At 65.4% G+C, this 23,578-nt stretch carries 15 protein-coding genes, 1 other RNA gene and 1 pseudogene; 4 read left to right on the forward strand and 13 right to left on the reverse strand.

Annotated elements, in window-relative coordinates:
- Positions 1-870: 870 nt before the first annotated feature.
- The 8 genes and pseudogenes from A7B18_RS17465 to A7B18_RS17495 form a co-directional block, all read right to left on the reverse strand.
- Positions 871-2,397, reverse strand: a pseudogene (locus A7B18_RS17465) (type IA DNA topoisomerase).
- Positions 2,398-2,409: 12 nt separating this feature from the next.
- The gene (locus A7B18_RS22700) at positions 2,410-2,886 is read right to left on the reverse strand and encodes a toprim domain-containing protein (RefSeq protein ID WP_245872943.1); all 477 of its coding nucleotides are present in this window, start codon (positions 2,884-2,886) and stop codon (positions 2,410-2,412) included.
- 113 nt (positions 2,887-2,999) lie between these two features.
- Positions 3,000-3,461 (reverse strand): single-stranded DNA-binding protein, encoded by a 462-nt coding sequence (locus A7B18_RS17470; protein ID WP_102127982.1) that lies wholly within the window; start codon positions 3,459-3,461, stop codon positions 3,000-3,002.
- A gap of 98 nt (positions 3,462-3,559) precedes the next feature.
- Entirely contained in the window at positions 3,560-8,719 is a 5,160-nt protein-coding gene (locus A7B18_RS17475) for a helicase-related protein (protein ID WP_102127983.1), read from the reverse strand.
- A gap of 87 nt (positions 8,720-8,806) precedes the next feature.
- Positions 8,807-10,399 carry a VWA domain-containing protein gene (locus A7B18_RS22930; protein ID WP_102127984.1) on the reverse strand — a complete coding sequence of 531 codons (1,593 nt, stop codon included), beginning with the start codon at positions 10,397-10,399 and terminating at the stop codon, positions 8,807-8,809.
- Between the two features lie 29 nt (positions 10,400-10,428).
- Positions 10,429-11,964 carry an AAA family ATPase gene (locus tag A7B18_RS17485; protein WP_146009577.1) on the reverse strand — a complete coding sequence of 512 codons (1,536 nt, stop codon included), beginning with the start codon at positions 11,962-11,964 and terminating at the stop codon, positions 10,429-10,431.
- Positions 11,965-12,074: 110 nt separating this feature from the next.
- Positions 12,075-12,779 (reverse strand): hypothetical protein, encoded by a 705-nt coding sequence (locus A7B18_RS17490; RefSeq protein ID WP_102127986.1) that lies wholly within the window; start codon positions 12,777-12,779, stop codon positions 12,075-12,077.
- Complete coding sequence (locus A7B18_RS17495; RefSeq protein ID WP_102127987.1) at positions 12,776-13,666, reverse strand: ParB/RepB/Spo0J family partition protein; 891 nt, start codon at positions 13,664-13,666, stop codon at positions 12,776-12,778. The genes A7B18_RS17490 and A7B18_RS17495 overlap by 4 nt, the downstream gene beginning before the upstream one ends.
- 236 nt (positions 13,667-13,902) lie before the next feature.
- Here A7B18_RS17495 and A7B18_RS21575 point away from each other — a divergent pair, with 236 nt between their 5' ends.
- On the forward strand, positions 13,903-14,271 hold the full coding sequence (locus A7B18_RS21575; protein ID WP_146009578.1) for a hypothetical protein: 369 nt from the start codon (positions 13,903-13,905) through the stop codon (positions 14,269-14,271).
- Between the two features lie 214 nt (positions 14,272-14,485).
- Here A7B18_RS21575 and A7B18_RS17500 read toward each other — a convergent pair whose 3' ends face one another.
- From A7B18_RS17500 to A7B18_RS17520, 5 genes are all read right to left on the reverse strand, one after another.
- Complete coding sequence (locus A7B18_RS17500; protein WP_102127988.1) at positions 14,486-15,403, reverse strand: ParB/RepB/Spo0J family partition protein; 918 nt, start codon at positions 15,401-15,403, stop codon at positions 14,486-14,488.
- Positions 15,400-16,179: a type II toxin-antitoxin system prevent-host-death family antitoxin gene (locus tag A7B18_RS17505; RefSeq protein WP_180970217.1), complete on the reverse strand. Its 780-nt coding sequence runs from the start codon at positions 16,177-16,179 to the stop codon at positions 15,400-15,402. Before A7B18_RS17505 ends, A7B18_RS17500 begins: the two co-directional genes overlap by 4 nt.
- Before the next feature lie 178 nt (positions 16,180-16,357).
- Positions 16,358-17,197, reverse strand: coding sequence for a hypothetical protein (locus A7B18_RS17510; protein ID WP_146009580.1), 840 nt, complete (start codon positions 17,195-17,197; stop codon positions 16,358-16,360).
- A 46-nt stretch (positions 17,198-17,243) separates the two neighbouring features.
- On the reverse strand, positions 17,244-17,693 hold the full coding sequence (locus A7B18_RS17515) for a hypothetical protein (protein ID WP_102127990.1): 450 nt from the start codon (positions 17,691-17,693) through the stop codon (positions 17,244-17,246).
- 709 nt (positions 17,694-18,402) lie between these two features.
- Positions 18,403-21,306: an AAA family ATPase gene (locus tag A7B18_RS17520; RefSeq protein WP_102127991.1), complete on the reverse strand. Its 2,904-nt coding sequence runs from the start codon at positions 21,304-21,306 to the stop codon at positions 18,403-18,405.
- A 207-nt stretch (positions 21,307-21,513) separates the two neighbouring features.
- Between A7B18_RS17520 and ssrA the strand changes: the two genes are divergently transcribed.
- The 3 genes from ssrA to A7B18_RS21585 all read left to right on the forward strand — a co-directional run bounded on the left by ssrA (position 21,514) and on the right by A7B18_RS21585 (position 23,435).
- Positions 21,514-21,870: a transfer-messenger RNA gene (ssrA, locus tag A7B18_RS17525) on the forward strand.
- Between the two features lie 207 nt (positions 21,871-22,077).
- Positions 22,078-22,737 carry a hypothetical protein gene (locus tag A7B18_RS21580; protein WP_146009581.1) on the forward strand — a complete coding sequence of 220 codons (660 nt, stop codon included), beginning with the start codon at positions 22,078-22,080 and terminating at the stop codon, positions 22,735-22,737.
- A gap of 110 nt (positions 22,738-22,847) precedes the next feature.
- Complete coding sequence (locus A7B18_RS21585; protein ID WP_146009582.1) at positions 22,848-23,435, forward strand: hypothetical protein; 588 nt, start codon at positions 22,848-22,850, stop codon at positions 23,433-23,435.
- Positions 23,436-23,578 lie beyond the last annotated feature (143 nt).

The raw sequence follows: 23,578 nt of genomic DNA on the forward strand, positions 1-23,578 counted from the left end.
TGAGTTTCCCGGTACTCCAGCAAAAAGGGTGCGCCGGGCCACTCGAAGGTAGCCTGGCGTTCGCGCCGAGTGTGGCCTTCCCGCTGCCGTTCATGCTCCTCTGTTTCGAGCAGCTTGAAGGGGAGCAGGGGCAGAGGGTGGCGACGCCGGACTCGCGTCATGTGTTCTCCTTCCAGAAGTCTGCCATGATCCAGACGCATTCCACTCCTTTGCATAAGTACAACGGACTCGACTCAGCACTGCCGGGTGGGACGGCAGTGGCGAGCCTCAATTCAGGCGGAGCCGTTCTGCCTCCCGTGCCTCACGTTCCTCGACGCTGAGCGCTCCTTCCCGTCGCATCTCCTCGACCACCTCCTCCCAGGAAGCGGGGATGTCGAGGGCGTCCTCCTCAGCGCGATCCGGGTCTGAATTTTCAGGACGCCTCCCCGAGCCGTCGAGGTGGAGGCCAATCCGCAGATCGGGAACGAGAGGACCTGAAGTGTCCTCCATCACCTGGCTCAGCCAAGCGGGGAAGAGGAAGGGCTCCATCCGGCGTGGCAGGTGCAGGCCAGGGCGATTGAGCGAGCCCCGCACTTCCTGACAGGTCCCCCACCGGTTTCTGATCCCGCTCATGCAGAAAGCCCTCGGGAAGGCCATCTGCTGCTTGGCGAGCTGAAATTCCTCTTGTCATGGTTGGCCTGGGTCTTCATCAACTTGCAGCATGGGTGCAGCTCAGGTTGGAAGGCAGGGGAAACTCGACCGCCGGGGACCAATGCACGCGGCGGTCTTCGGTGAGGGCCTCCCAGGCACCCTCCAGCAGGTGCCCTTCCTCCTGTGGGCGGATGATCCGCCGCGAGCCAGCCTGCACGAGCGCCACCGCCGCCCAGCACTTCAGGGGCTTCTCGCGCCCTTCCGAGCCGACGCCTTGCCCGATGACCCCGCAGTGCGCCGGGTCTTCCTCGGGGTTGTGCCTTTCGTGCTGGCCTCCCGCTTCGTCCGTTTCCCCTTGAACGTCCCGTTCAGCACGTCAGCCAATGTCTTCTGCGTGAGGTCCTCGGGCAGCAACCCCTCCGGCAGCGGCACACTCCGCCCCTGCGCCCTGAGGAGCACCTGCCCCGCCCGCACCTCGAACACTGCCTCGAGATGCGGCACCTGAACACGAGGAGACTCCCGTCCCGCTCGCTCAATGGCCGGAGCAAGCTTCCCCTTCCACACCCCATCCAGGTACTGTGTGCGCGTCAACTCCCCCTCCGCGATGCGGTCGAGGTCCCGCTCCATCTGCGCCGTGAAGGTCGTATCCACCAGTTGCGACACCTGCCGCATCAAATATCCCGCGATGAGCAGGCCCAGGGGCGTCACGTGCAGTTGCCGTTGGCGCACGGTCACGTACCCGCGTTTCTGCAAGGTGTCCAGCGTGCTCCCGTAAGTGCTGGGCCGCCCGATCCCTGCTTTCTCCATCAGCTGCACAAACTTCCCTTCCGTATACCGGGCCGGGGCACTTGAACGTTTCTCCTCCACCCTGGCGTCCTTCAAGGCGAAGCTCTCCCCCACCTGCACCCGGGGCAAGGCCTGCTCGTCCTCGTCCGCCTCCTGGTCGTCGTACAGGGCCGTGAAGCCCTTCTCGATCAGGCGGGCGCCGCTGGCCTGCAACGTCACCTGCCCAGCTTTCAGCGTGATGCTCGTCTTTTCTCCTGTGGCGTCCCGCATCTGCGAGGCCAACGTGCGGTCGGAGATCAATCGGTACAGAGCGAGTTCGTCCCCACTCAGGTCGGTGTCGTTCGGGGCGAGGAACTGGCCCGCCGGTCGGATGGCCTCGTGCGCCTCCTGAGCGTTCGCACTCCGCGTGGCGTACTGCCGGGCCTTCTCCGGGAGAGCGGCTGGGCCGAAGCGGCTCTGGATGGCCTCGCGGGCCAGGGTCTGGGCTTCCTCACTCAGACTGGGACTGTCCGTGCGGATGTAGGTAATCTAGCCGTTCTCGTACAACGTCTGCGCGAGCTTCGTCACTGCCGCTGCACCCAGCTTCAGTTTCGCGTTCGCCGCCTGTTGCAGGGTGGACGTGGTGAACGGAGCCGGGGGCTTGCGGGTGACTGGTGTCACCTCCACGGCCTGCACGACGCCCCGCTGCCTTTCCAGGTACGCCTTGAGTTGCTCGGCTTTCTCGGCGTCGAGTTGCACGACCTGCACGTCCGGCTTCAGCTCGCCCTGGGGGGTAAAGCTGGCGGCCGTCGCTAGGGGCACGTCCCGCAGGGCCACCACCGTCGCGCGGAAGGGCGGGCGGCTGTCCACTCCCACCGTCACCCGCCAGTAAGCCGACGGAATGAAAGACCAGCGGCTGTGCTCCCGCTGCGACAGCAGCATCAAGGCGGCGGACTGCACCCGTCCGGCCGACTGACTCCCGCCCACCGCCGACCACAGCAGGGGGCTGACCCCTTACCCGGCCAGACGGTCGAGCACCCGCCGGGTCTCCTGCGCCCCGACCAGGTAGTAGTCAATGGGGCGGGGGTGGGCGACGGCCTGTCTCAAAGCAGATTCGGTGATCTCCTGGTAGGTGACTCGCTGCGCCTCTTTACCTAGACCAAGGAGCACGGCGAGGTGCCAAGCGATGCTCTCCCCTTCCCGGTCCGGGTCGGAGGCGAGCAGCACCTGCTGTGCTCCCTTAGCAGCGGCTTTGAGTTCCTGGATGGTCTTGTGCTTGCCCTCGCGGATGACGTACAGCGGCGCGTAGTTCTCCTCCACGTTCACGCCGAGGCGTGCCCAGGGGAGGTTGCGGTGTTTCTCGGGCAGGTCTTCTTTGCGGGCGGGAGGGTCGCGGACGTGGCCGAGGCAAGCCCGGACGGTCCAGCCGCGGCCGAGGAGGCTCTGGATCTTCTTGGCTTTGGCCGGGGACTCGACGATCAACAGCTTCATCGCCCCTCCCGGCGGTTCAGGCCCATACCGTCATGATGCCGGGGGCTGGGTTGGACACAGCGGTGAGGAGCGGAAAGCGCGCAGGGAACGGCCCCCTGCGCTGCTGGCTGAGGCTAGTCTGCGGCGTCGGGGGTCGGTGCGCCTTGCCGGGGCAGGGCGTAGCGCTCCTGCCGCTTGCCCCCCCGGAAGATCGCCAGCGTCACGTACTCGAACTCGCCGTCCGCTTTCTCACGCACATGCTCCTGATCCGTACTCTTCGCGCCCCGGCTGATCTTGACTGCCGCAGGCAGCTTCATCTTGCGTGAGTCCACCGCCTCCAGTTCTCGAATCTTGTACGCCTGCCCCCGATGGATGATCAGGACGTCACCCTCCGGATTGGTCCACCTCCTGGCCCCGATCAAGCTCCAGTCGAAATCGGAGAAATTGTCGTAGGGGAACTGATACCCACCGGGCGGCACCTCGCCGCTGGTCCACCCCAAACGGCCGTATTTTCTGAGGGTGTCCTCCAGCGCCCGCTCGTCCGGGACGTCCACCAGAACCTTCGCGCCGAGGTCGCTGCGAAATTCAATTTGCATGGGTTACCTCCACGGGGGAACCTCCCGCCCCGGCGGGAGAGGGTCAAGCCTGGAACCGTTCACGCCCGGCAGAGGGAAGGGAGGTCTCTCCCTCCCCCTCAGGCGGCGTGGGCGCGGTCCCGGATCGGATCGGCCACCAGAGCGGTCGCCACGATGGCTAACAGACGCTCCCTGAACCTCTCGGAGACCAGTTGCTTCTGGGTGCCCTCTACCACCCAAGTGTCACTGCTCAGCACTGCGACCTGCGTGACGGTCAGGTGCTCGCCTTCCGTCCTGACCGCGTAATGCATCACCACGTGCCCGGTGATCAACAAGCTGCGCAGCGCATACTTGTCGGGACTCGCGTGCAGCATCACCTCGTCCCCCCTCACGCTCACGCTGATCACCCCCTCGGGATTCCGCGGCACCGGGTTCACTCGCCGGGCGTCCAGGGCATGGACGGCGGCGTTCTTCGGCAGGCTGATCGTGGGGCGTGCTCCCAGGCTGAGCGACTCGCGGTAATGCCCGGGGTGGGTGCTCGCCTCGTACCCGGTCGCGCCCGTCACCTGCCGGAAGTTCAGCACGGTACTCTCCCCCGTCTCCCGGACCACCGTCACCGCTCCGGCACTCACCTGCGTCACCTCGACCCGCCCACCCTCGTACACGAAGGTCAGTCCGACGTGGACGGGCAGCACCCCGATCCAGTGCAGCTCCCCCACGTAATTGAGCAGCCGGGCGAAGCTGAACTCTCCCAGCAGGTCGAGTTCCCGCCTCACCCGCCCGTACGCCTCCCGCGCCTGGGTCAGCAGGGCATGATCGTTGGCCGTCCAGCCGTTTTTGCGCGCCTTGGCCCGCTCGCGGACGGTCTGGACCCGCTCGCGCACGCTCAGGACCCGCGCCAGGACTTCGAGGTTGCGCCGCAGCGCCGCGCGGCCGGTGAGTTCTTCGAGCGTCTTCTTCTTTTCCCGGATCTCCCGGCGGGTCTGCTCGGGGTCGTCGCTGAGGAGCAGGGCCATCTCCTCCCCGTTGAAGCCTGCGGCTGTGTTCTCCAACTCGTCCACGTCCAGCCACAGTTGGGAGAGCCAGGACTTCTTCCCGCTCATGATCGTGTAGGTGATGGCGTCGAAGGACCCGCGCATCAGCAGGTACACGTTGCGCACTCGTTCCGCCGTGTTCCCCTGCCGTGCCCCGCGTCCGACGCGCTGACGGATCTCCTCGTAGTTCCACGGGATGTCGGCGTTCACGATCAGCGTCGTGCCGTGCTGGAGGTTGAACCCCTGTCCCAGCACGTCCGTCCCCAGGATCAGGGAGAGGTCCCCGAAGTTGTAGTCGTCCTCCAGGTCCTGGCGAGCCACGCTGCTCTTGTGCGTGTCGCTGGACACGATGGCGATCTCGTGCTCCGGGTACCCGGCCTCCACCAACAGCGCCTTCAGCCGGGCGAAGGCCCCCTCCTTCTCGCCGATGCTGAGGAACACGATGCCCTTGCCGCCCGACGCGCGGTTCTCCAGGGCGAGTTCTGTGATCTTCTCGAAGCGCGGGTTACGGCCCCCGACGCCCTTGAGCACCGGGTCCACGGTGAGCTTGCGCATCTCCCAGAGGATCGCGAAGGGGTGGTTCGGCCCTTTGGCCCGGGCGTCGGCGGTGCGGGCACGTTCGCGCAGCGACCGGTAGAGCACCGCCTGCTCCTCGCTCATGTCGATCATCACCTCCTCCGCCACCGCCGACGGGACCTTCAGCGGCTGGCCGTCCCGGGTGACGACCAGCGGGTCCCCGTAGGAGCGGGTGATGACGTGCCCGCTGATGATCCCCTTGAGTTCGCGTAACCGCCGGAAGCCCTTCACGCAGGGCTTCACCTCCACGCTGCCGTCCATCCCGGTCACGATGTCCGGCTCGATGCGCAGGTACTGCTCCATCAGGGCCTCGCCGGTCGGCAGGCCATAGCCCGGCAGGGCGTCCGTGACCATGCTGAGCATGGAGTAGACCTCCAGCGGACTGTTCTTGATCCACGACGCGGTGAAGGCGAAGGTGCTGCCGCCCCGCTCGCGGACGAAGCGGCCCTTGTGCAGCGCGTCGAGTGCCCTTTGGCTCTCCCCTCCCCCACCGAGAAAGCGGGGGGTCTCGCCGAAGGTGGTCGGCGGGGCGAAGAGATTCTTCAGGCCGTGGGCTTCGTCGAGTCCGGTAAAGTCGCATCCCAGCAGCTCGAAGGAGAGTTCGCCCTCCTGCGCGATCTTCGTGCGGGCAAGCATCGCGCCGAAGACGCCGAGTTTGCGCACGAGTTCCTGGTGCTTGCCCCGCTTGGGCGTGCCCTCGTAGCTGTCGGCGGTTTCCAGGTTCCGCTGATACTGCGGGTCCTCCAGGATCAGCCGCTGGCGGGTTTCACGCAGCATCCCGATCCCAGTGAAGGACTCGCGACTCATGATGACCAGGTCCACCTGACCGGCGCTGAGGGACGCGATCTTCTCGCGCTTGACCGCCGGAGAGTCCTCCTTCCAGGCCTCAATGCGTTTGCCGCCCTGGTCGAGCATGGGCGTGCCGTCGCGTTTGGTCTTGTAGACCTTGTTCCCCTGCCGGTCGCGCCGGACACTCATGCCCACCGTCACGATGTTCCAGTCGGGCAGCGCGAGGGCCGCGTTGGTCGCCCAGTTGCTGACCAGGCCGGCAGGCACGACGACGATAGGCCGCGAGGCGCGCCCGCAGGTCTTCAGGTATGCGATCAGGCCGAGCATCGCGAACGTTTTTCCCAAACCCACGTCGTAGTTGTTGACCATGCCGGTGGTGGCGGCCATCGCGCGGATGTCCATCACCTGGTAGGGGTGGTGCTCGGGCCCCCGCCAGTCGGGCAGGTGGAGGGGCCGCGCCGTTCCTTCTGGGCGCAGGATCGCGCCGCGGGCATAGGTGTACGCCTCCTCGACGACGCCCACGTGCGCACTCTGCATCAGCCAGTTGCCGAAGTGCGCCTGGGTCTGATCCTCGTACGCCTGGGCCGCGTCGATGGCCGTCGCGCGCTCCGCCTGATACTGCTCGCGCGACATCTCCCCCGCGCCACGAACGGCCTCCACCTCCGTCTTGTGGTTGAGGTAGTTCTCCAGCGCCCGTGCCTTCTCCTGGTCGAAGGCGCTGCGGGCTCGCACCCCCGCTTGGCCCGCTCCACCCTTGAGGCGGAAACGCACCGCACCGTTCTCCCGGCGCACGCTGATCAGCGGCTTCTGGTCGGCCGCACTGCCCAGGTAAGCGTTGACCCACTCTTCCAACACGGCGACGGGAATCACGGCGTCACGGGGGCTGAGGGTCAGTTCGCTGAGGTTCGCACGACGCACCCGGCTGATGAACAGGTCCGCCTGCCTCGTGAGCGCCGCCCGCCGGTGGCCGCCGAAGTGCTCGGCCTGCGCGCGGGCCTGCTCGGCGCGCAGGAAGGCGTGCCCGGAGTAATACAGCCCCGGTTCCACCCAGATTTCCCCGTTGAAGGCGTAGTGCCCGGTCAGGTGCGCCACCGCTTCCGGCTCGGACACCCCGGCGTACTGCATCAGGGTCTGCTCGGTGAGCGCCATCAGGTCGGCGAGCTGCTGGGCGATGTCCTCCATCCCGGTGGCCGTGATGGGCAACGCGTACGTCCCGTCATCCGGCAGGTTCAGCTCACCCAGGGCACCGAGATGGGCGAGCAGGACGGCGAAGAGCGAGTACCGGGGAATCAGGCGGGTAAAACGCTGGCGGTCGTACGTCCCGTGTGTGGCGCGGTACTGCACGTCCAGAGCCAGGGCCGTGCGGCGGCGCTGCGGGGTCTCAGGACGGCCCAGTTCGCGCGCCTCCAAGTACGCCTGGAGGGCCTGCGCCACCTGGACCGCCTGCGCGACGACCGGCGCCGCGAAGTCGTCGGTAACCACCCACTGCCCGAGCCGGAAGGCGTGGCGCCGGTCCGTGGAGAGGCTGCCCTCCGGGATCGCGTGCAGGTCCGCGCCGTGCGAGGCCGTCTCGGCGTTTCTGGCGGCGTCCTCCCCGAGCCGCTCGCGCACGGTCTCGATCAGGGTCCGGAACAGCACGGGGACGCTGTTCATCGCGGCCTGCATCTGGTCGTGGACACGCTGCACCTGACGGGTGTCCACCTCGCCTTCGAGCAGCGGGTTCCCGAAGCGGCCGCAGCGGAGGATGCTCTCCTGACTCAGCCGGAAGCTGCCGGAGAGCTGGCGCAGCCGGTGCGTCCAGGCCCCCTCCTCGCCCTCGGTGATAATCAGGCTGCTCCCGTCCACGAAGCGTTCGACCAACTCCCGGTGCACGGGATCGGCGACGAACTCCAGCAGCGTGTCCGTGACCTGGGCACCGCTGAGCGTGCTCAGAGCCTCCCGCACCCCGTGGTCGTGGCGTCGCAGGACGAGCAGCACCGTGGTGACCCCCGCCCCGGCTGCCTTGAAGGCCCCGGTGGGGACGAGCACCGCGTGCAAGGGCAGGGCGGAAGTGAGCAGTTCTTCCCGCCAGTCCCGGTGCCGGTGGCCGTGCAGCAGGGACAGGGGCAGCAGCACGCTGACGAGCCCGGTCTGGAACTGGACGCGGCGCAGGATCTGACGCATGAAGTACCGCTCGCTGCGGACCTCGTCGGGTTCGTGCAGCGCCCGAGTCTCGCCGCGCGGGCCGTAGGGCGGGTTGGCGACCACCAGGTCGAAGAGGGGGTCACTGCTGCGGGTGGTGTACTGCTCCAGCGGCATCACGTGGATGCTGGCGTGCGGCTGCAGGTGCGCGGCCGCCCGGCCCGCCACCGGGTCCAGCTCGACGCCGGTGAGCAAGACGCCCTCTGGGGCATGCGCGAGGACCGCCCCGTTCCCGCAGCTCGGTTCCAGAGCCCGGACGGGGCGCTTCTCGTCGCCCAGCTTGAGGAAGGGCGTGACGAGGTTCCATAACAGCGCCGCGACGGCACTGGGCGTGTAGAACTGGTCCACGCTCTCGCCGAGGCCGCCCCCGCCGCTGTAGGCCCGCAGGACGGCCAGGTCAGGGTGGGGGGCCAGGATCTCGTGGCGGGCTGCCTCATTTGCACCCAGGCGGGCCTGTTCTCCGCCGCCCGTCACCTCCACGCCGTAGGGCTCGCCGCCGGGGGCGGGGGCGGGCCGGGGGGCACCGACCACGTCGTAGCCCTCGCGGGTGAGCAGTTGTCCGTTCAGGGCCAGCGCCGACTTGTCGGCTGGACTGAACTTGGGCCAACTCATGTGGGCGTACGGCAACTCGCTGTTGAGGCCGAACAGCGCGAGGAATCCGGTCACGGCGGTCAGGGCGAAGCCTTTGGTTTGACGCATGCGATCCCGTCCATGCCGGATGGCCGTCAGGCCTCCGGCATGAGGGACCCCGCGTCGCCCGGGCGAGTTCCCCCCCGATCCCAGAGGTCACGTCCACGAACGGGCACGCAGGGTGGTGAGGGCAGCCTGGACCGTCCGGCTCACCTCGTCGAGCACCATCACCGGACAGGCAGCACCGAAGAGGTCCAGGTAGCTCGAAGCGGACTGGACGCTCTCGCCGATCAGGATGGGGACGACGTCGAGGGTCCGGCGATAGGGGCGCTGATCGTCCAGCAGCAGGCCGCAGGTCCTCACGTCGGCGGGCAGAAGTTCCCCGTCGGTGATCACGATCAAGATCTCCTGCTCGTCCGGCTGGGCACACCCCTGGAGGGCGAGTTCGAGGCCCCGGGAGAGTTGCGTGCCGCCCCCCGCCTCCAGGCCGGCCAGACGTGCGGCCGCTTCCTGCCAGGGGAGGTCGGGCGGGACGATCTCGTGAGCGGAGGTGGTGAAGCCGATCACCTGCAGCCGGCTGCGGGCGAGGTGGGCGGCGCGGGCGAGCATGAAAGCCGCCTCGCGGGCCGCGCGCAGGCGTTCCCCGGACATGCTGGTCGACAGGTCGACGCACAGCCGTAGCAGAAAGGGAACGGGACGATCTTCACCCACCCGGCGCCGGAAGGGACGCTCGGCGCCCTGCACGTGTCGGTCATAGCGGAAGCGTCCCCGCGAGCGGTGCGCTTCCTGCCGGGCGGGACGGCCGGGGGGTGCCAGGAGGGGCGCCAGACGCCGCGCGTGGCCCCCGGTGAGGAGCAGCAGGCCATCGGGGGCGGTCGCGACCAGTGCCGGGGGTGACCCGGGGAGTTCGCCGGCGCTGGAAGTCTCCGGGCGGGAGCTGTCCTCCGGAATCAGGGTTTCGCTCCCGGGTCCACCGTTTCCCGCATCCGCCGTTTTCTCGTCCCCCCGCTTCCCTTTCCCGCGGACAGGCTGCTGGGGCTCCTCCGGCTGCACCCCACTCATCCCTCCGCCGTCCGCGCCGAGACCCGGCTCGGCTTCCTCCCGCAGTTCCTCGGGCAGCACGGCGAGGATGGCCCGGGCGATCTCCACGGCGTCATCCCGGTGGGCCTCCCAGGCCTCCTCGACCAGCGGGCGGACCTGCTCCCGCCACAGCCCCTCGAGTTCCAGAGGAACGGCAAAGGGGACGTCGGGACGGTCATGGGCCCAGCGCCAGACCAGGCAGGCGGTCTGCAGGTCCACCTCCGGGCGGTGGTCTCCCAACCACAGGACGTCTCCCAGGAAGTCGAAGTCGGCGCACAGCTCCGGGAAGCGGCGCATCACGAGCCGTTCCATCCGCTCGTCTTCCAGCGCGTTCCACAGCCATCCGAGACGTTGTTCCTGAGGTTTGCGGCCACTGAAAACGACGTGCCCTCCCTCATGCGAGGCGATCGAGCGCAGCAGGGTGACACGTCGCCCGTACTCGTCCCCGGGATCGAAGCGGACGCCCAGCGGTGGCACAGAAAGCAGGGCCGGGTCAAGCAGCAGGCGACGTTGCTCGGGGAGCACCCCAGCGGTGAAGGGCAGGCGACGGAACTCGGTGGTGAAGTCACGACGGCGGCTGACCAGGCGGAAGAGTTCCTGAACGTAGGTCCGCCATGCGGACTGCTGGTGCCACTGCACGGCGGGAGCCTGCCTAGGAAGAGTGAGCATACCTCCATTGGTCCCCGATCCGGGGAGGGTCACGCCGCTTCCAGCACCTCCTCGATGATGCGGCGGGTGAGCATCTCGACCGCGTCCTTCTCCAGGCGGCCGTCGCCGTCGCGCGCGCAGCAGTGGGGAATGACCACCGTTTCGCAGGCGCACAGCAGCGCCGCGGCCTCCTCCAACCCCTCGTTCAGGAGCGCCGCGACCTCCTTCACCAGCGCGATGGTCTTGCGTGCGTCGAGCGCCCGCACCGGCTGCACCCCGGTCCCCTGCCGCGCATCCCGCGTCACCAATTCCACCGCATAGGCGAGGTCCGCCACCCGCTCCGATCCACCGATCTGCCTGTACAGGGTACGGGCGGTCTCCTCATCCGCGTACTCGAAGTCGATCACGAGGTCGAGGCGGCTGAGCAGGGCCCCGTCGAACCGGTCGGCGGTCTGCAGGTGGTCCTCGCCGAGGTTCGTGGTCAGGACCCAGGTGAGATTCTCGGCTGGACAGCACAGGTGCTCGCCGTCGGGAAGGGGAAGCAGGTGATGTCTCTCCCCCACCAGCAGCGTTTCCGGGATGCCGACCGCGAGCGCCTCCGCCCGGGACACCGTGTCCATCGCCCCCTGCAGCACGTTCAGGGCCTCCGGGTGGTACCGCAAGGCCTCGTCGATCAGCAGCAGCGTGCGGCCCCGCGTGGCGGCCACGAAGGCACGGCTGATCGGGCCGTCCACCCACCGTGGTCCTTGCTCCGTCGGGTACACGCCGCCGATGAAGTCGCGGTCCTCGACGCCGGGAGCTCCCTTGGCGATCACCAGGGTCAGGCCCTCCTCGACCGCGACACGCTTGGCGGTCTCGGTCTTGAAGGTGCCGGGCGGGCCGACGAGCAGGGCCGCGCCGCCCCGGCGGGCGAGGCGGCGCAGCTTCGTGGCGGGTGTCTCGGACGCAGGACGTTGCACGGGCGGGTGGATCAGCAGCGCGAGGTTCACGCTGGAGAGGAACCGGTCGTGGGGGATGATGTGCGTGGGGGACGACAGGGTCCCCTGGGCGAGGCGGGCCTGCGTTTCGGCGTCCAGCGTATCCGTCAGGTGGTGCAGGGCGAACCGGACGTCCGGCAACCGTGTGGCGGCGGCCAGGGCGTTCTTCGGCATGGGATACCGCAAGCCCAGGGGCATGAGGACGCGCACGAACTTCCGGAGGGCTTGACGGGTCTGGGGAGCGCCAGCGCCGGTGAGTGCTTCCGCGAGCGCCAACAGCGGGGCACCCAGGAACGAACCCGAGGGCGCCCCACCCGCGTGCCAGGACCGGCTTTGCAGGCCGTTCGGCGCGGTGTAGACCCGGAGGCCGTCCTCGCGCTCATCGAGCCGGAGGCGGGCACTCCCATCCGACTGCTGCCAGAGCCCCACCTCTCCGGTGAGAAGTTTGAGCACTGCCGTGCCGAGACCGGGTGCGTACACGCTGGCGTGCTCACGGCGCAGCCAGGCGCGGTCTTCCTCCCGGATTTCCTGGTTGCGCGTCGTCCCCTCGAAGGGACTCTCGGCTCGATAGGCACGCTCGAAGCAGTCACGGATATCGATGAAGGACATGCGGCGGTGCCGCCCGCCCAAGCGGGCGAGGGCCTCTTCCTCCAATGGACCCGAAAGACGACCGTTTCCACGGGCAGGCGGGAGAGGCACGTGCCTCTCCCCCACCGCGTTCAGGCGTCCGCGTCGATGACTGGGAGCCGGGCCTTGTCCGCGACCGCGCGGCTCCGGCGATTCACGCTGCCGTCCCTGTTGCGGATCACGCTCAGGTTACTGATCGGCACCCGCAGGATGTAGGCGGGGGTGAACTCCAGGGCCGGAGCACCGCTCAGCAGGGGCCTGACCTCGTAGCTCGTGCGTTTAAGGCGTCGTTTCACGGTCCCGGGCACGTTCGCCTCGGCCGCGTACCAGTGGTACCCCGCGCACGGCTCGTGGGCGGAGTGGCCGTGCCCACAAGGGCAGAAAAAGCCCGAGGTGAAGGAAGCCAACGGCCGGCTGTTGGTCACCCGGCCCCGGGGGTGAATCAGGATCAGGGTGCTCTCGCGGGTCAGCCGGCCGAAGTCTCCGGTGCGAGGGATTTTTCGGCTCACGCCGAGTGCCTTGGCTTCCTCCACGAAATCGGCGGCGCAGGGGTAGTGCGATTCGCCGATGACGTCCACAACGTGCCAGGTCCCCTGACGCTCGATGAACGTCACTCCCTGGCTGCTCAACCCGAGTTGCCCTGGATTGACCGGAATCGGCAGGTCGGTCAGGAAATGCTCGATGGGTACACCGTGCGGGCTGAACCCGCATTCCGCGTAGATGTGGCCTTCCTGCCGCCCGGGGCCGCACTCCCGTGGGCCGCCCCGAGCGGGGATCAAGTCGAGCAGGGTCGTCATGGCAACCTCTCCGAGGGTCGCAGGCCGAGATTCACACGGCCAGGGCGAGGACTCACGGTGAGACGCGGGGATGCTGGTGGCTCCGCCGGGGTGGACGATGGTTCGCTCAATTCGGGCACCTCTCTCGCCAGCGCCCGAACCAGCGCGGGAAGTTCAACGCCACCCAGCGCCGCCAACCGCCTGACCTCCTGCACCAGTTCAGTCAGGGGGTCGCGGGGCACTTCCAGCAGAGGCTCAGGGCCGAAGAGCGTATCGAGACTCTCCTCAAAATCCCTGGCGCGGGCGGTCTGACTCTCCTTCAAGTCGGCGGCGGTGAAGCGCTCTCCCGCGTCCAAGCGGCGTTCGGCCGCCCGGATCGCCTGCTCGCGGTACTCGGGCGCGAGGTTCGCCATGCGTTCCGCCACGCCCTCGGCGATGCTGACGCCGATGTGCGTGAGGAGGTCTTCGGGCAGGGTGAGCAGCCTCAGGCGTTTGCGGATGGTCTGGACGCTGACCCGAACGTGGGCCGCGAGTTCCTTCACGTCACCGAACTGGCCCTCTTCCAGGGCGGTCTGCCAGTTGCGGGCCTCGTCGAGCGGGTGACTGGAGCGGGCAGCGTTCAGGATGGCACTTGCGGCGGCGATCTGCCCGCGGGTCCCGTCGGTAATCAGGGCAGGCACCTGCCCGATGCCGTACTTGAGCGCGCTGCGGACCCGGCGTTTCCCGTCCACGATCCGGTAGGGACGCTCGGGGTCCCCGCTGGGTTTGAGCAGAACGCTCTGCATCACCCCAAGTCGCTCGATCCCAGGGTTCACCTCCTGGGTGTCGGGTTCCTCGATCCATCCGACGGGCACCATTTGAATCTCGGTGTGGAGCGGCGTGCTGAACAGGTGTCCCGACAGGGTCATGACGACCTCCTTACCAGGAGGTGCCCCGGCGCCAGCCGGGGAGGGCCCTCGAATAACGTTATTCAAGGGGCCGAGTGAAGTCGGTGACCCTCAAGAAGAGGCAGTCGCCGGAATAACGTTATTCGATCTCCGTCACCAAGCCGTTCTTGCAAATCTCGGATGAGGTGCTCCGCTGCCTCCGCACCCCCACGCGGTCACTTCCAGTTACTCCATCGGCACGCCATACCATAGGGTGCATGAGGTTCAATCTTGCTCTCGCCCTCGCCCTGCTCGGCACGGCTCACGCCACGTGGACGCCGGAGGGTCGCCGGATCGAACGCTCCAGCACTTCACGCACCGACACGACCGTGCGTTTTACCTTGCGTCCTGGGGAAGACCCCGTGCGTGCGGCCCTAGATTGCCTCGCGGCGACACGGTTGGATTTCCCGAACGCAACTTGGTTGGATTGCGTCGCCTACACCCCCGAGGGGTTCGCCAAGCTTTCAGGGCGCATCCGCCCCTGTTACCACACCGTCGCGCGCTGGTTCGTAGACGATGCAGGCATGATCCGCCTGTACTTTGCGGCAGACGACCGCCAGTACCCGAAGTCGTGCCCGGCACCATAACGAGCAGCGCGTCGCTTGATGGTCGACGGAGTGATCCCCTCGTGTCACGGCGCGTGACCGCTCCTGCCTGACGGCTGCCCACTTGCCCCAAACGCTTGAGCGTCCGGTGATCACCGAGACACTGTGAGAGCATGGGCACGTGAAGCAGGAATCAGGAACAGTCAGGGCGGCCACCTCAACAAGGAGGTGGCCGCCTGAATAACGTTACTCAACCTCAGTCGCCCAGTAGTTCATGCAGTCGGCGGATGAGTTTTTCCGCCTCCACGCGCTGCTCACGGGGAAGTTTGCCCAAACGCCGGGGGGAGATCTTTCGACGCAGGCTCAGGAGTTGCGCGTCCGCGTCACTCCGGGGGGTGGGCTTCAGCTGAGCCACGACATCCGTGAGCGCGGCGTGACTGAGTTCTTCCTCCAGCACCCATTTCAGGAGGGCCGTGTGGTGCTCCTGCGGAGCGCGGGCGATCAACAACGCCTTGGTGTATTCTAGTTTTCCCGTCTGCACGGCCTCGACCAGGGCCTCCGGTAGCCGCAGGGCAGGGAGCCCGTTGGTGACGAAGGAAGGCCACTTCTCCCGACCGAGCTGAGTGAAGAGGTGTTCGAGCTGATTGACCTGCTCAGGGTCGCTCTCCGGCTGGTTACGCAATTCCCTGAGACGCTGAATGGCCTCCTCGGGTGTGGTCTGGAACAGGGCGGCGACCAGGCGCAACTTGTAGCTCACCTCGTCGTAGCGGTTGAGGTCCTCACGTTGCAGGTTCTCGATGGCGGCCAGGAGTTCGACCTGCGCGTCGGTCAGGGTGCGGACCCGGGCGGGAACACTCGGGAGTCCGGCGAGCTGGGCAGCACGCCAGCGGCGCTCTCCGTACACGATCTCGAACTGCCCACCCTCCAGGGGGCGCACCATCAGCGGTTGCAGGACGCCCTCCTCCCGAATGCTCTCGGCCAACGCCCTCAGGCGCTCCTCGTTGAAGAATCGGCGAGGTTGCCGGGGGTTGGGCTGCAGGACGTTGATCGGGAGGTGCTGAACCTCGCCCACCTCAACATCCTGGGGAAGGGGCGCTCCCGAAAACTCGAGCGAGCGGCTCAGCAGAGTGCCCATGCTGGGAGCCTTGGGCTTCTTGAAGGCATTCTTGGTCATGCGCCGCTCCCCAGGGCTTGCTTGATCTCCTGCCAGATCTCGACGAACTGCGAGAGTTCGGTGGGGGCCTGCCCAAAGACCTTCTCGTAGGCACTGAGCGCCTTCACGACCGTATTCAGGCGCGGATGGGCGTTGAGGGCCTCGTTCGCCTCGTGGGCCATGCCTTTGCGGGCATCGAACCGGTTGAGGATGATCGCGTAGTTGAAGCTCTCCAGCGCCGCTTCGAGATCAGCCAGGAGTTCGAGGGTGGTGGCGAGGCGGTCGACATCCATGCCGGTGGGCAGCACGGGGACCAGCACCACGTCGGCCACCGTGGCTGCACTCTTGAGCACCTCACGGTTGTTGGGCGGGGTGTCGATCAGGACGGTCACGCCAGTTTTGGCCAGCTCGCGTGCCTGACGCATCAGCGTGTTGCGCTCGGCGGGCATGACCTTGAAGGGGAGGGTCAGGCCCTCGGCGGCGGCGTGCTGTTGCCAGCGAAAGGCGCTCACCTCCTCGTCGGCATCCAAAACCACCACCTGGTCACGCTCCTGCGCGATGGCGGCCGCGAGATGCATGGTCAGCGTGGTTTTGCCAACCCCTCCCTTCAAGCTGACCACCGCGATGATGCGGGGTGCGTCTGCGACAGGAGGTCGGATCGCAGCACCGGGGACAATGGTCGCGACCGCTTCGCCGTGCTTCGTCACGACCAGCGGCTCTCCGGTCGTTCCCACCTGACGCAACATCTCCGGAAGCTCCTCGCGGAGTGCACGAATCCCAACGGTCTTGGGTGCCATAGTAGGAGTGTACACATGTGTACACATTTGAGCAAGCTCTGAATAACATAATTCAAGAAATGAGCCCGCATCCATCCTGCGAGGGGCCATCCCAACGGGAATGAGCCTGGACATCAAGGAGCAAAGGAGTTCAAGCGCCTTGCGTCTGCAAGGCTATCTTTCAGCCGCCGTTGGCACATCAGACAGGTACTGGTCCCGCCGCACTGGCTACGGGTTGCGTCAGTCGCACCCACCTATCCTCGATCAAGGCTGCAAAGTCCCGGGCAGACGTGTCCCAGCGCACCCACTGGTTGGGATAGAAAAAACGCTGCTCGTGCCGCAGCGTTTCCCCCTGTCCCTCAAAGCGCCACATGATCGCCACACCACTGGGACTGGTTCGCTGCCAGGGGGCGCAGAGCCCTCCGGCATCCACCTCCACGAAAAGCAGTGTGCGCGCGTCCATCTCCAGGTGCAACATGGCCCGACCGCTGCATGCGATGCCGGATGGGTTGTAGGACACGGCCTTGTGTCCGGCTGGTACGGGCCGCCCCAGATACTTCGCCAGCCGCTTGAGGTAGCGCCGCGCATCCCTTTCAAAGGCCTTTTTTGCTGGCTCGTTGTAACTAATGCCGCCGCGAGCGTCCTCGTAGGTTCCGAGAAGAGCCTCTCCCTGCCCACTCTGCTGGGCACGGTGGACGAAGCGCTCGGCCCGCTGACGCCATCGGCCCTCGTCCCCGACCAGGAACAATGGGGCAGGGGAGAGGCTCTTCAGGAAGTCGGCACTGACCTGGCAGGATTCCGGGTTCCGCGTCTCGCTGACGGGCGGCAGCAGCAGCAGGTCCTGCCCGTAACAGCGGCCCGGATTGAGCGAGGCCAGGGGGACGACAAAGGCCCGCGTCAGGCCCCGTGAGGTCACGGCCAGGTAGGCTTCACGGGTTTCGACTTCCAGCCCGCTGATCTCGCTGCTTGGCTTCTTGCGCCGCTCGAAGTGCTGTCTCAGGGCCTCCCGAACGTTGCCGTGGGTATCGAGGGTAATCATGCCAGCCGCTAACCCCCGCCCCCGCGGGGGAGGGTCGAGGGCGGCATCAAGCCGCAGCATCGGGTGTCATGGATTGCTCCCCGGCCCGTGCCAGGCACAGCAGGTAGCCCAGCATGCCTAATTGCCGCGCGTCCATCACCGCTGGATCGCCTGCTTCACAGTGCTGGGACGGTTCCAGTGTCCGGCTGGGCCGGTAGACCCCGCCGCGTGGGAAACACTGCCTCTGCGCTTCCAGGAAACCCCAGGCCCATTCCAGGGGCAGGGGCGCCCGGCGCTGGAGCCAGACCGTCCAGAGGGCCGGCACAGCGGCCTGGAGGGGCAACTCTCGGACGAACTCCCACAGGTCGTCCTCACGCACGTACACGTCGAGGCGCGCGAGGCTACTGCCAGCCTTGCCCAGCACGTGGATGGGCGCCGGACCGAAACGGCTGAGCGCGTAGTGAACAGGCATCTGGTTGAGCTGCTCAGCGACAGCGGAGAGGGAAGAAGGAAGCATGGCTCTTCGTCACCTGATAGGGTGAGGGCCGACTTCAGGAATAATGTATATATGACGCGCCCATCTCAGGTCCAAATTGCCTCTGACGCTAGCGCTAAGGGGACACAGGCAGCCTTTGGCGGCGTGCTGGAGTTTCCAGATGGCGTGCGTGTCGAGGTGTCAGGCCCACTGCCTCGCTCAGAACATCAAGAGGCGACGGCTGCGCTTGCAACGTTGCGGTACCTGCCGCCTGGTACTACTGCCGTGCTTCAGGTCGATGCGCAGGAGGATGTGCTGCGCGCTGTGTTGTGCATCACCCACCCATGGGTAACTGTGACACGGATCCTTAGAAACAGCAGTCCTCTTCACGAGCGCGCCCACGATTTAGCGCGTGCGGCCCTCAAAGCTCAGGGGAAAGAGTATATCTCGCCGGGTGAAGAAACGGAGCCAAAGATCGCTGTGTATACCCACCAGAGTGTGGACAGCCCAGCCCCTCGATATGCCGTGGCTTACTGGAGTCAGGGTGAGGTTCAAACCAGGACGGGGCAGATCACGGCACAGCAGACCAGGGCCCTCACCCTCCGCATGTTGCAGGAGCAGGCGGAAGCCGCTGCGCCCGTCGGGTATGAGGTCGTTGAGGCCCGTTACGCCACCACCAAGCACGCACGGCCGGAATGGGGGGCTACGCGTGACCAACTAGCCGCCCTGCGGAGCGAGTGCGCCAGGGTACTCAGTTTAGGGAGTAAAGGCGACTGAGCGTTGCTACCTGACCTGCGGCCAAGGAGCGAAGGGCTTCCTCCGCAGCCGAGGTCAACACGGCTTCACCCATCCGGCGGCTTAGGGCGATGACGCGTTCGAATGCCTCGGGGGTCTGTGCCAGGTCGGCTGCCTTAATGAGCCAGGCGAGCGCCGTACGCGGGTCCTGCACCTCCACCTGGGCTGCCGCCTCCTGAAGCAGCCGTACAACATGGCGGTTGACGACCTCGCGGTGGTGTTCTACCCACTCACTCTTGCTGTCTGGCAGGAACGGCCCACCGTACAGCCGTAAGACCTCACGGGGTTCGTGGCGCCCCAGAATAACCTGTGCATCGCACGTGACTTGCACCGCGTCGTTGATGACCCACTCCGGGTTCCTGCGCCCCTGTCCCGGGAGAATCAGGTCCGCCGGGAAGGGCACGCCCGAAGCCCTTGCTGCCTCTCGAAACGAAGCGTTTAGGGTGTTGCGGGCAGTGTGCGCCGATTGCCGGGCACGTTTGAGGTCCACCCCATCCCATACCCGATCTGCGAGTTCATCTTGCCGTGCTTGTGGGTGCAGGATGCGGTAGACCAGAGCCTCGATAGCCGACACGTGGCCCAGCCGGACGTTCTGGCCGTTCAACGTTATGCTCACGCGACCCAACGTGGAGAGGTGCAATTGGAGGGGCGGTAGTGTTTGATCTGGGGTCGTCAGGCAGCGTTGCAGGACTCCTTTAAAGAGAGGCGCGTGCCAACCACGTCGAATGAATTCGCGCAGCAGCGGTTCAAAGTGCGGGTGAACCATCCGGACGTGGGCTAGCTCTTCGGAAGCTCCTTCCAAGGATTGCGCGAGGCCATCCGCATGTGTGCGGTCCAATTGCCCTCGCACCCGCATAATCTCCGCACGAAGCCCTTCGGTGAGGACATGCCTGACGTTGTACACCTCCAAGGTTTCTGCCGTCGCCTGATCCAGGTGGTACAGGGCGTCCTCCAACTGGCCGTTCGAGTACGCGAGGTACGCCAGCATCTTCAGCCTGCTGATCCAGGCGGCTGAAGTGAGCTTCTCCCGGTCTTCCCCCATGAGCAGCCGAAGGCGGTCGAAGGCGGCAACCGCGCTCGCCTGCTGTCCCCACAGCAACTCGGTGTAGAAGAAGTACATGAGGGCATCCGCAGCGATAGAGAAATTTTGCTGGCGCAGGAATTCGTCGAAGGCCTGCCGTGCCAGTTGTACGCCCTCATCGACGCGGCCCTGGGCATGACGAACCTCGGCCAGTCTGAGCTGCGTCACCGGCACGCCGAGAGGATAATTCCGCTCGCACGCCGTCAGGTAGGCCTCCAGCAGTTGTGCCGCCTCATCGGCCCGATCCTTGGACAGGTACAGGGATGCCAGCCTATCGACAATCGGCATCAGACGGTTGGTGAGCCCAAGCTGCTGTCCGGCGAGGTAGGCCCGCTGGTGCTCCTGCAAAGCCAGGTCCCGCTCCTCCTTCTGTTCCAGAATGAAGGCCTTGACGGAGAGGGCCGCGATCTTCAGGCTCACGTCCCCAATCGCATCTGCACGCCGCACCGCCTCATCCGCTGCGGTCAGCCCGGCGTCCAACTGCCTGACACTTTGGAGGTACGCCGCCTTGAAACGCAACAGTTGGATGATGTCCCGCTGTTCGGTCGCTACAGCCAGACCGGCCTCGATGTGCTCGATCATCAGGGGCATGTTGCCCGCCCGGTACGCGTCGAGACTCAGGGCCAGGTGGGCTGTTGGTGTCGGAGCGAGGCGCAATTGCTCCTGCGCGAGGTCCCGTCCACGTTCCGCTTCCCCGGTCTCCAGCAGGGCCAGGGCCAGCAACGACCGCAGCGGTGGGGTTAACCGCGAGGTGGGTATGTCCTCCAGCGCTTCCCGGACGAGTAGCCAGTCCGCCGCGCGATACCAGCGGGGCGTCAGCTCCTCCGCCAGCCGCATTGCCAAGTCCTCGCGCCCGGCGCGAACGTAGTTTTGAATAGCGCTGTAGGGCTGCCCGTTCGCTTCTGCCTGCTGGCCCACCTTCAGGTGCAGCAACCGCCAGAGGCTCACGTCTTGTCGCAATTGCTCAGTCAGCCATTCCCGCACCACGTCATGGGGTGCGAACTTCCCCCCGCCGAGCGGGGTGAGAGGCAGACCGGCCCGCAGCACAACGTCCAACCAGCCTGCGGGCAAGGGAATGTCCAGGTGCTGAACTTCCTCCACACTCCAGGTGTTGACGACGGCCAATTGCGGCAGCACTCGCCCAATGTCTTCAGGTAAGGCGTCGATCAGTTCCTGCACGAGCACGGTGCCCGGGACGGGTGTGGGTGCTTGGTGGGTGTACAGGGCCAGCATGACCCCAGCGGGCCAGCCCTGATACTGCTCGTGGACGACCGTGATGGTCTTGTTCTGTGTGCCGAAGTGTTGTGCGGCTGCCCGGGTGTCTTCTGCCGTGAACGCCAGTTCGTCCGCCGGGATCAGGAGACCCTCACCCCGCGCGAGGAACGGCGCGGCGCTGAACGACGAGGCGGCATGTTGGGCGATCAGGAAACGGTGCCCTTCACCGAGGGCGGTAATGAGGTTGGTCAGGGCACGGGCCGCATCACTGCCCAGACGCTCTCCTCCGTCGAGAACAAAGGTCAGATCCGTGGTGTGAGCGTTCAGGTCCTCGGCGAGCGCCGCGGTAAGTTGTTCACGGTTGGCGTCAAGCAGGCTGACCCGGTCCCAGTTCTCCATCCTGACTTCGGCAAGCGTGCTGGCCTGCGCGAGGTCGGCGAGCAGGGTTTTTGGGTCCTTGTCCTCTTCGTTCAGTCGGAGCCAGACGACCGGTGTCTTCTGTCGCCTGGCCCATTGGGCTAGGGCAGTGGTCTTGCCGTACCCTGATGGTGCGACGAGGAGCACAACTTTTGCGTTCCCCCCGCGCTCGATCCGGTCGTAGATATGACGGCGATCCACCTCAACGGGCAGGGCCGTCGGGACAGCAAACCTAGGGTTCTGTCGTGCTCGGTGCGGACCGGGCGACCCGGAGGGGGGAGGCATGGGGTATGCTAGCCGCCTTCGAGGGGCTTGATCGTGACGGGCACCGGTGCTATAGTCTCTGGGCCATTTGGGGACGCCCCGGTTTCGACGGTGTTCGCGGAAGGTGAAGTAGCGAGCCGAGGATGGTCGTTGGCCTCGTAAATCATCCGACCAAGCCATTAACTGGCAACAACAGCGACTCGTTCGCACTGGCTGCTTAATCCCAGCCCAGCAACCGTAAAGCCCGGCCATTGGCGCTACGCGAGCTGACACAAAAGATGGCTAGCCCTGCAAGAGGCCTCGGCTTGTAGAGTGAAACTTAGAGGATGGACTCGGAAGTAGCCTGTCCTTGGGCGACTGAGAGTCGAAACTTAAAATAAGGACTACGCTCGTAGAAGCCCACCCAGGCAGCATCGGACGAGGGTTCGACTCCCTCCGTCTCCACCAGCCACCCGCCCTTCACACGAAGGGCGGTTCCTTTTTGCATCGGTAACACATCATTTCCACATCTATTTTCCTTTTACCAACCATTCAACGTAAAGCTTTTTGGAGCTTTTTAGAGGTTAGTTCTAATCTAGGTGCGCTCCACCAGTCACGCAGCATGCTAGGAGCGTTAGGGGAGGAGCGCGAAAGGCGATGAGACCTGTGCCTACCATGTTCGCCATTCAGCAGGCAGCTCAAGAGAGCGGCTGTAAAATTTTGACTCTCCAATTTGAAGACGCCCATTTGAACACTGAATTGCGCCTGGATGGGCCTGAAATTCTTACTATCCGAAGCCCCGTGCTACCATCTTGGTCTACCTTGCTCATCCACACAGGTGTACCCGCCGAAGCAGTTATGGAGGCACAGCAACACAACTCAGACCTCCAAGGTACACTCCAATACCTGATCAAGGCAGGTCAGATCTGCATGGAGAACCTTCGTGTCCTGGCTTACGAACGGGTGATTAACGCGTTGGTGCCATTGTATTGGCATCTAACAATCCCCCAGCTTCGTATAGCCGCGCATATGGATGAACCCACCATTCGAACGAATGCTCAAGCTGGAACGATAGCCGCCGCATGGCATGCCCTGACACTAACACCTGAGCAGCGCGCGTTGCGATTATCTGACCACTTCACTCCTAATTCAGTAAGGCTCGGTGAGGATTTGAGCACTTCCTTAAGTTTGACCTATCACGCTGCTGCGAGTGGCCTAAACCTCGCGCAGATGGCGCAGCGCCTTCCGCTTCGTTGGGACATCCTGACAGGACATGTCACGGAGCTAATGGCCCAGCAAGTACTCACGCCTGGAGGAGGATTCAGCCCTCGCTGACGTAGGGCGAGGGGAATGCCCCTACCTCACGCCCTGGCCTCGCATTCGGTTTGAAGCCGTCCACTATCCTACGTACCTCATTGCCCCATACCCCTGATCTTGGAGACGAAATGCGCCACTGGCTAATGCTCACCGCTGCACTCCCGATAGGCCTCACCCTGAGTGGGTGTGACAACTCGAAAGCAGCTAACGAGACGAATCTCGCCAAGGCCATCCAGGCCTACGAGAAGGAACATCCGGGGAATCTGTGTGGGGACTTCTATGGAGTCAAACTCTCACCCGTCGGAACCGATTTCAATCCCGACACCGTCCAGAAGAATGGGTTAGGAGCGTATGAAACGCTCCAACGTCTGGGTTATGTCACCGTTGAAAATTTTCAGTCGCCGCTGCTTGGAGCGGAACCGGTCCTGCGAGTGAAACCCACGCAAAAGTTCAACGATGAGATCGGCATACCGGCGGGTGATCGAGTTCACAGTTGTTACGGGACTTTCACCTTTAAGAACGTCAAGAAAATCGTTGAAAATACCAACTCAGTAGAGGTCGAGGCCACCGTCGACCAGCAGGCCACGGCGGCATGGACCAAAAACTCTGAATTGGTTCGGCTCTTCGACTTCAAGGCACCGGCTTCTGAAGGTACCCGCACCTATTTTATGGCGCTCGAAGGAAACAATTGGGTGGTCAAGGCCGTTCGCCCATGATTGTTTGAGCGAAGAACTCAGGAGTTGCACCTGCATAACGACGGGGAAGCGCTCCCAGCCGAGAAAATCTGGGAGTGTCTACGTCACAGATTCTGGGGGAGCGCGTCCGCATTCTGGCAGATGAGTTCCTGGCCGTTCCAACC

Source organism: Deinococcus planocerae (genome assembly GCF_002869765.1).
GTDB lineage: Bacteria > Deinococcota > Deinococci > Deinococcales > Deinococcaceae > Deinococcus > Deinococcus planocerae.

Coding starts and splice junctions, on each gene's coding strand:
- A7B18_RS22700 (WP_245872943.1), bottom strand. CDS start 2,886: ATGAAGCTGTTGATCGTCGAGTCCCCGGCCAAAGCCAAGAAGATCCAG.
- A7B18_RS22930 (WP_102127984.1), bottom strand. CDS start 10,399: ATGCTCACTCTTCCTAGGCAGGCTCCCGCCGTGCAGTGGCACCAGCAG.
- A7B18_RS21580 (WP_146009581.1), top strand. CDS start 22,078: ATGTTCGCCATTCAGCAGGCAGCTCAAGAGAGCGGCTGTAAAATTTTG.
- A7B18_RS17505 (WP_180970217.1), bottom strand. CDS start 16,179: ATGGCACCCAAGACCGTTGGGATTCGTGCACTCCGCGAGGAGCTTCCG.
- A7B18_RS17475 (WP_102127983.1), bottom strand. CDS start 8,719: ATGCGTCAAACCAAAGGCTTCGCCCTGACCGCCGTGACCGGATTCCTC.
- A7B18_RS21585 (WP_146009582.1), top strand. CDS start 22,848: ATGCGCCACTGGCTAATGCTCACCGCTGCACTCCCGATAGGCCTCACC.
- A7B18_RS17515 (WP_102127990.1), bottom strand. CDS start 17,693: ATGCTTCCTTCTTCCCTCTCCGCTGTCGCTGAGCAGCTCAACCAGATG.
- A7B18_RS17485 (WP_146009577.1), bottom strand. CDS start 11,964: ATGTCCTTCATCGATATCCGTGACTGCTTCGAGCGTGCCTATCGAGCC.
- A7B18_RS17510 (WP_146009580.1), bottom strand. CDS start 17,197: ATGATTACCCTCGATACCCACGGCAACGTTCGGGAGGCCCTGAGACAG.
- A7B18_RS17490 (WP_102127986.1), bottom strand. CDS start 12,779: ATGACGACCCTGCTCGACTTGATCCCCGCTCGGGGCGGCCCACGGGAG.
- A7B18_RS17470 (WP_102127982.1), bottom strand. CDS start 3,461: ATGCAAATTGAATTTCGCAGCGACCTCGGCGCGAAGGTTCTGGTGGAC.
- A7B18_RS21575 (WP_146009578.1), top strand. CDS start 13,903: ATGAGGTTCAATCTTGCTCTCGCCCTCGCCCTGCTCGGCACGGCTCAC.
- A7B18_RS17495 (WP_102127987.1), bottom strand. CDS start 13,666: ATGACCCTGTCGGGACACCTGTTCAGCACGCCGCTCCACACCGAGATT.
- A7B18_RS17500 (WP_102127988.1), bottom strand. CDS start 15,403: ATGACCAAGAATGCCTTCAAGAAGCCCAAGGCTCCCAGCATGGGCACT.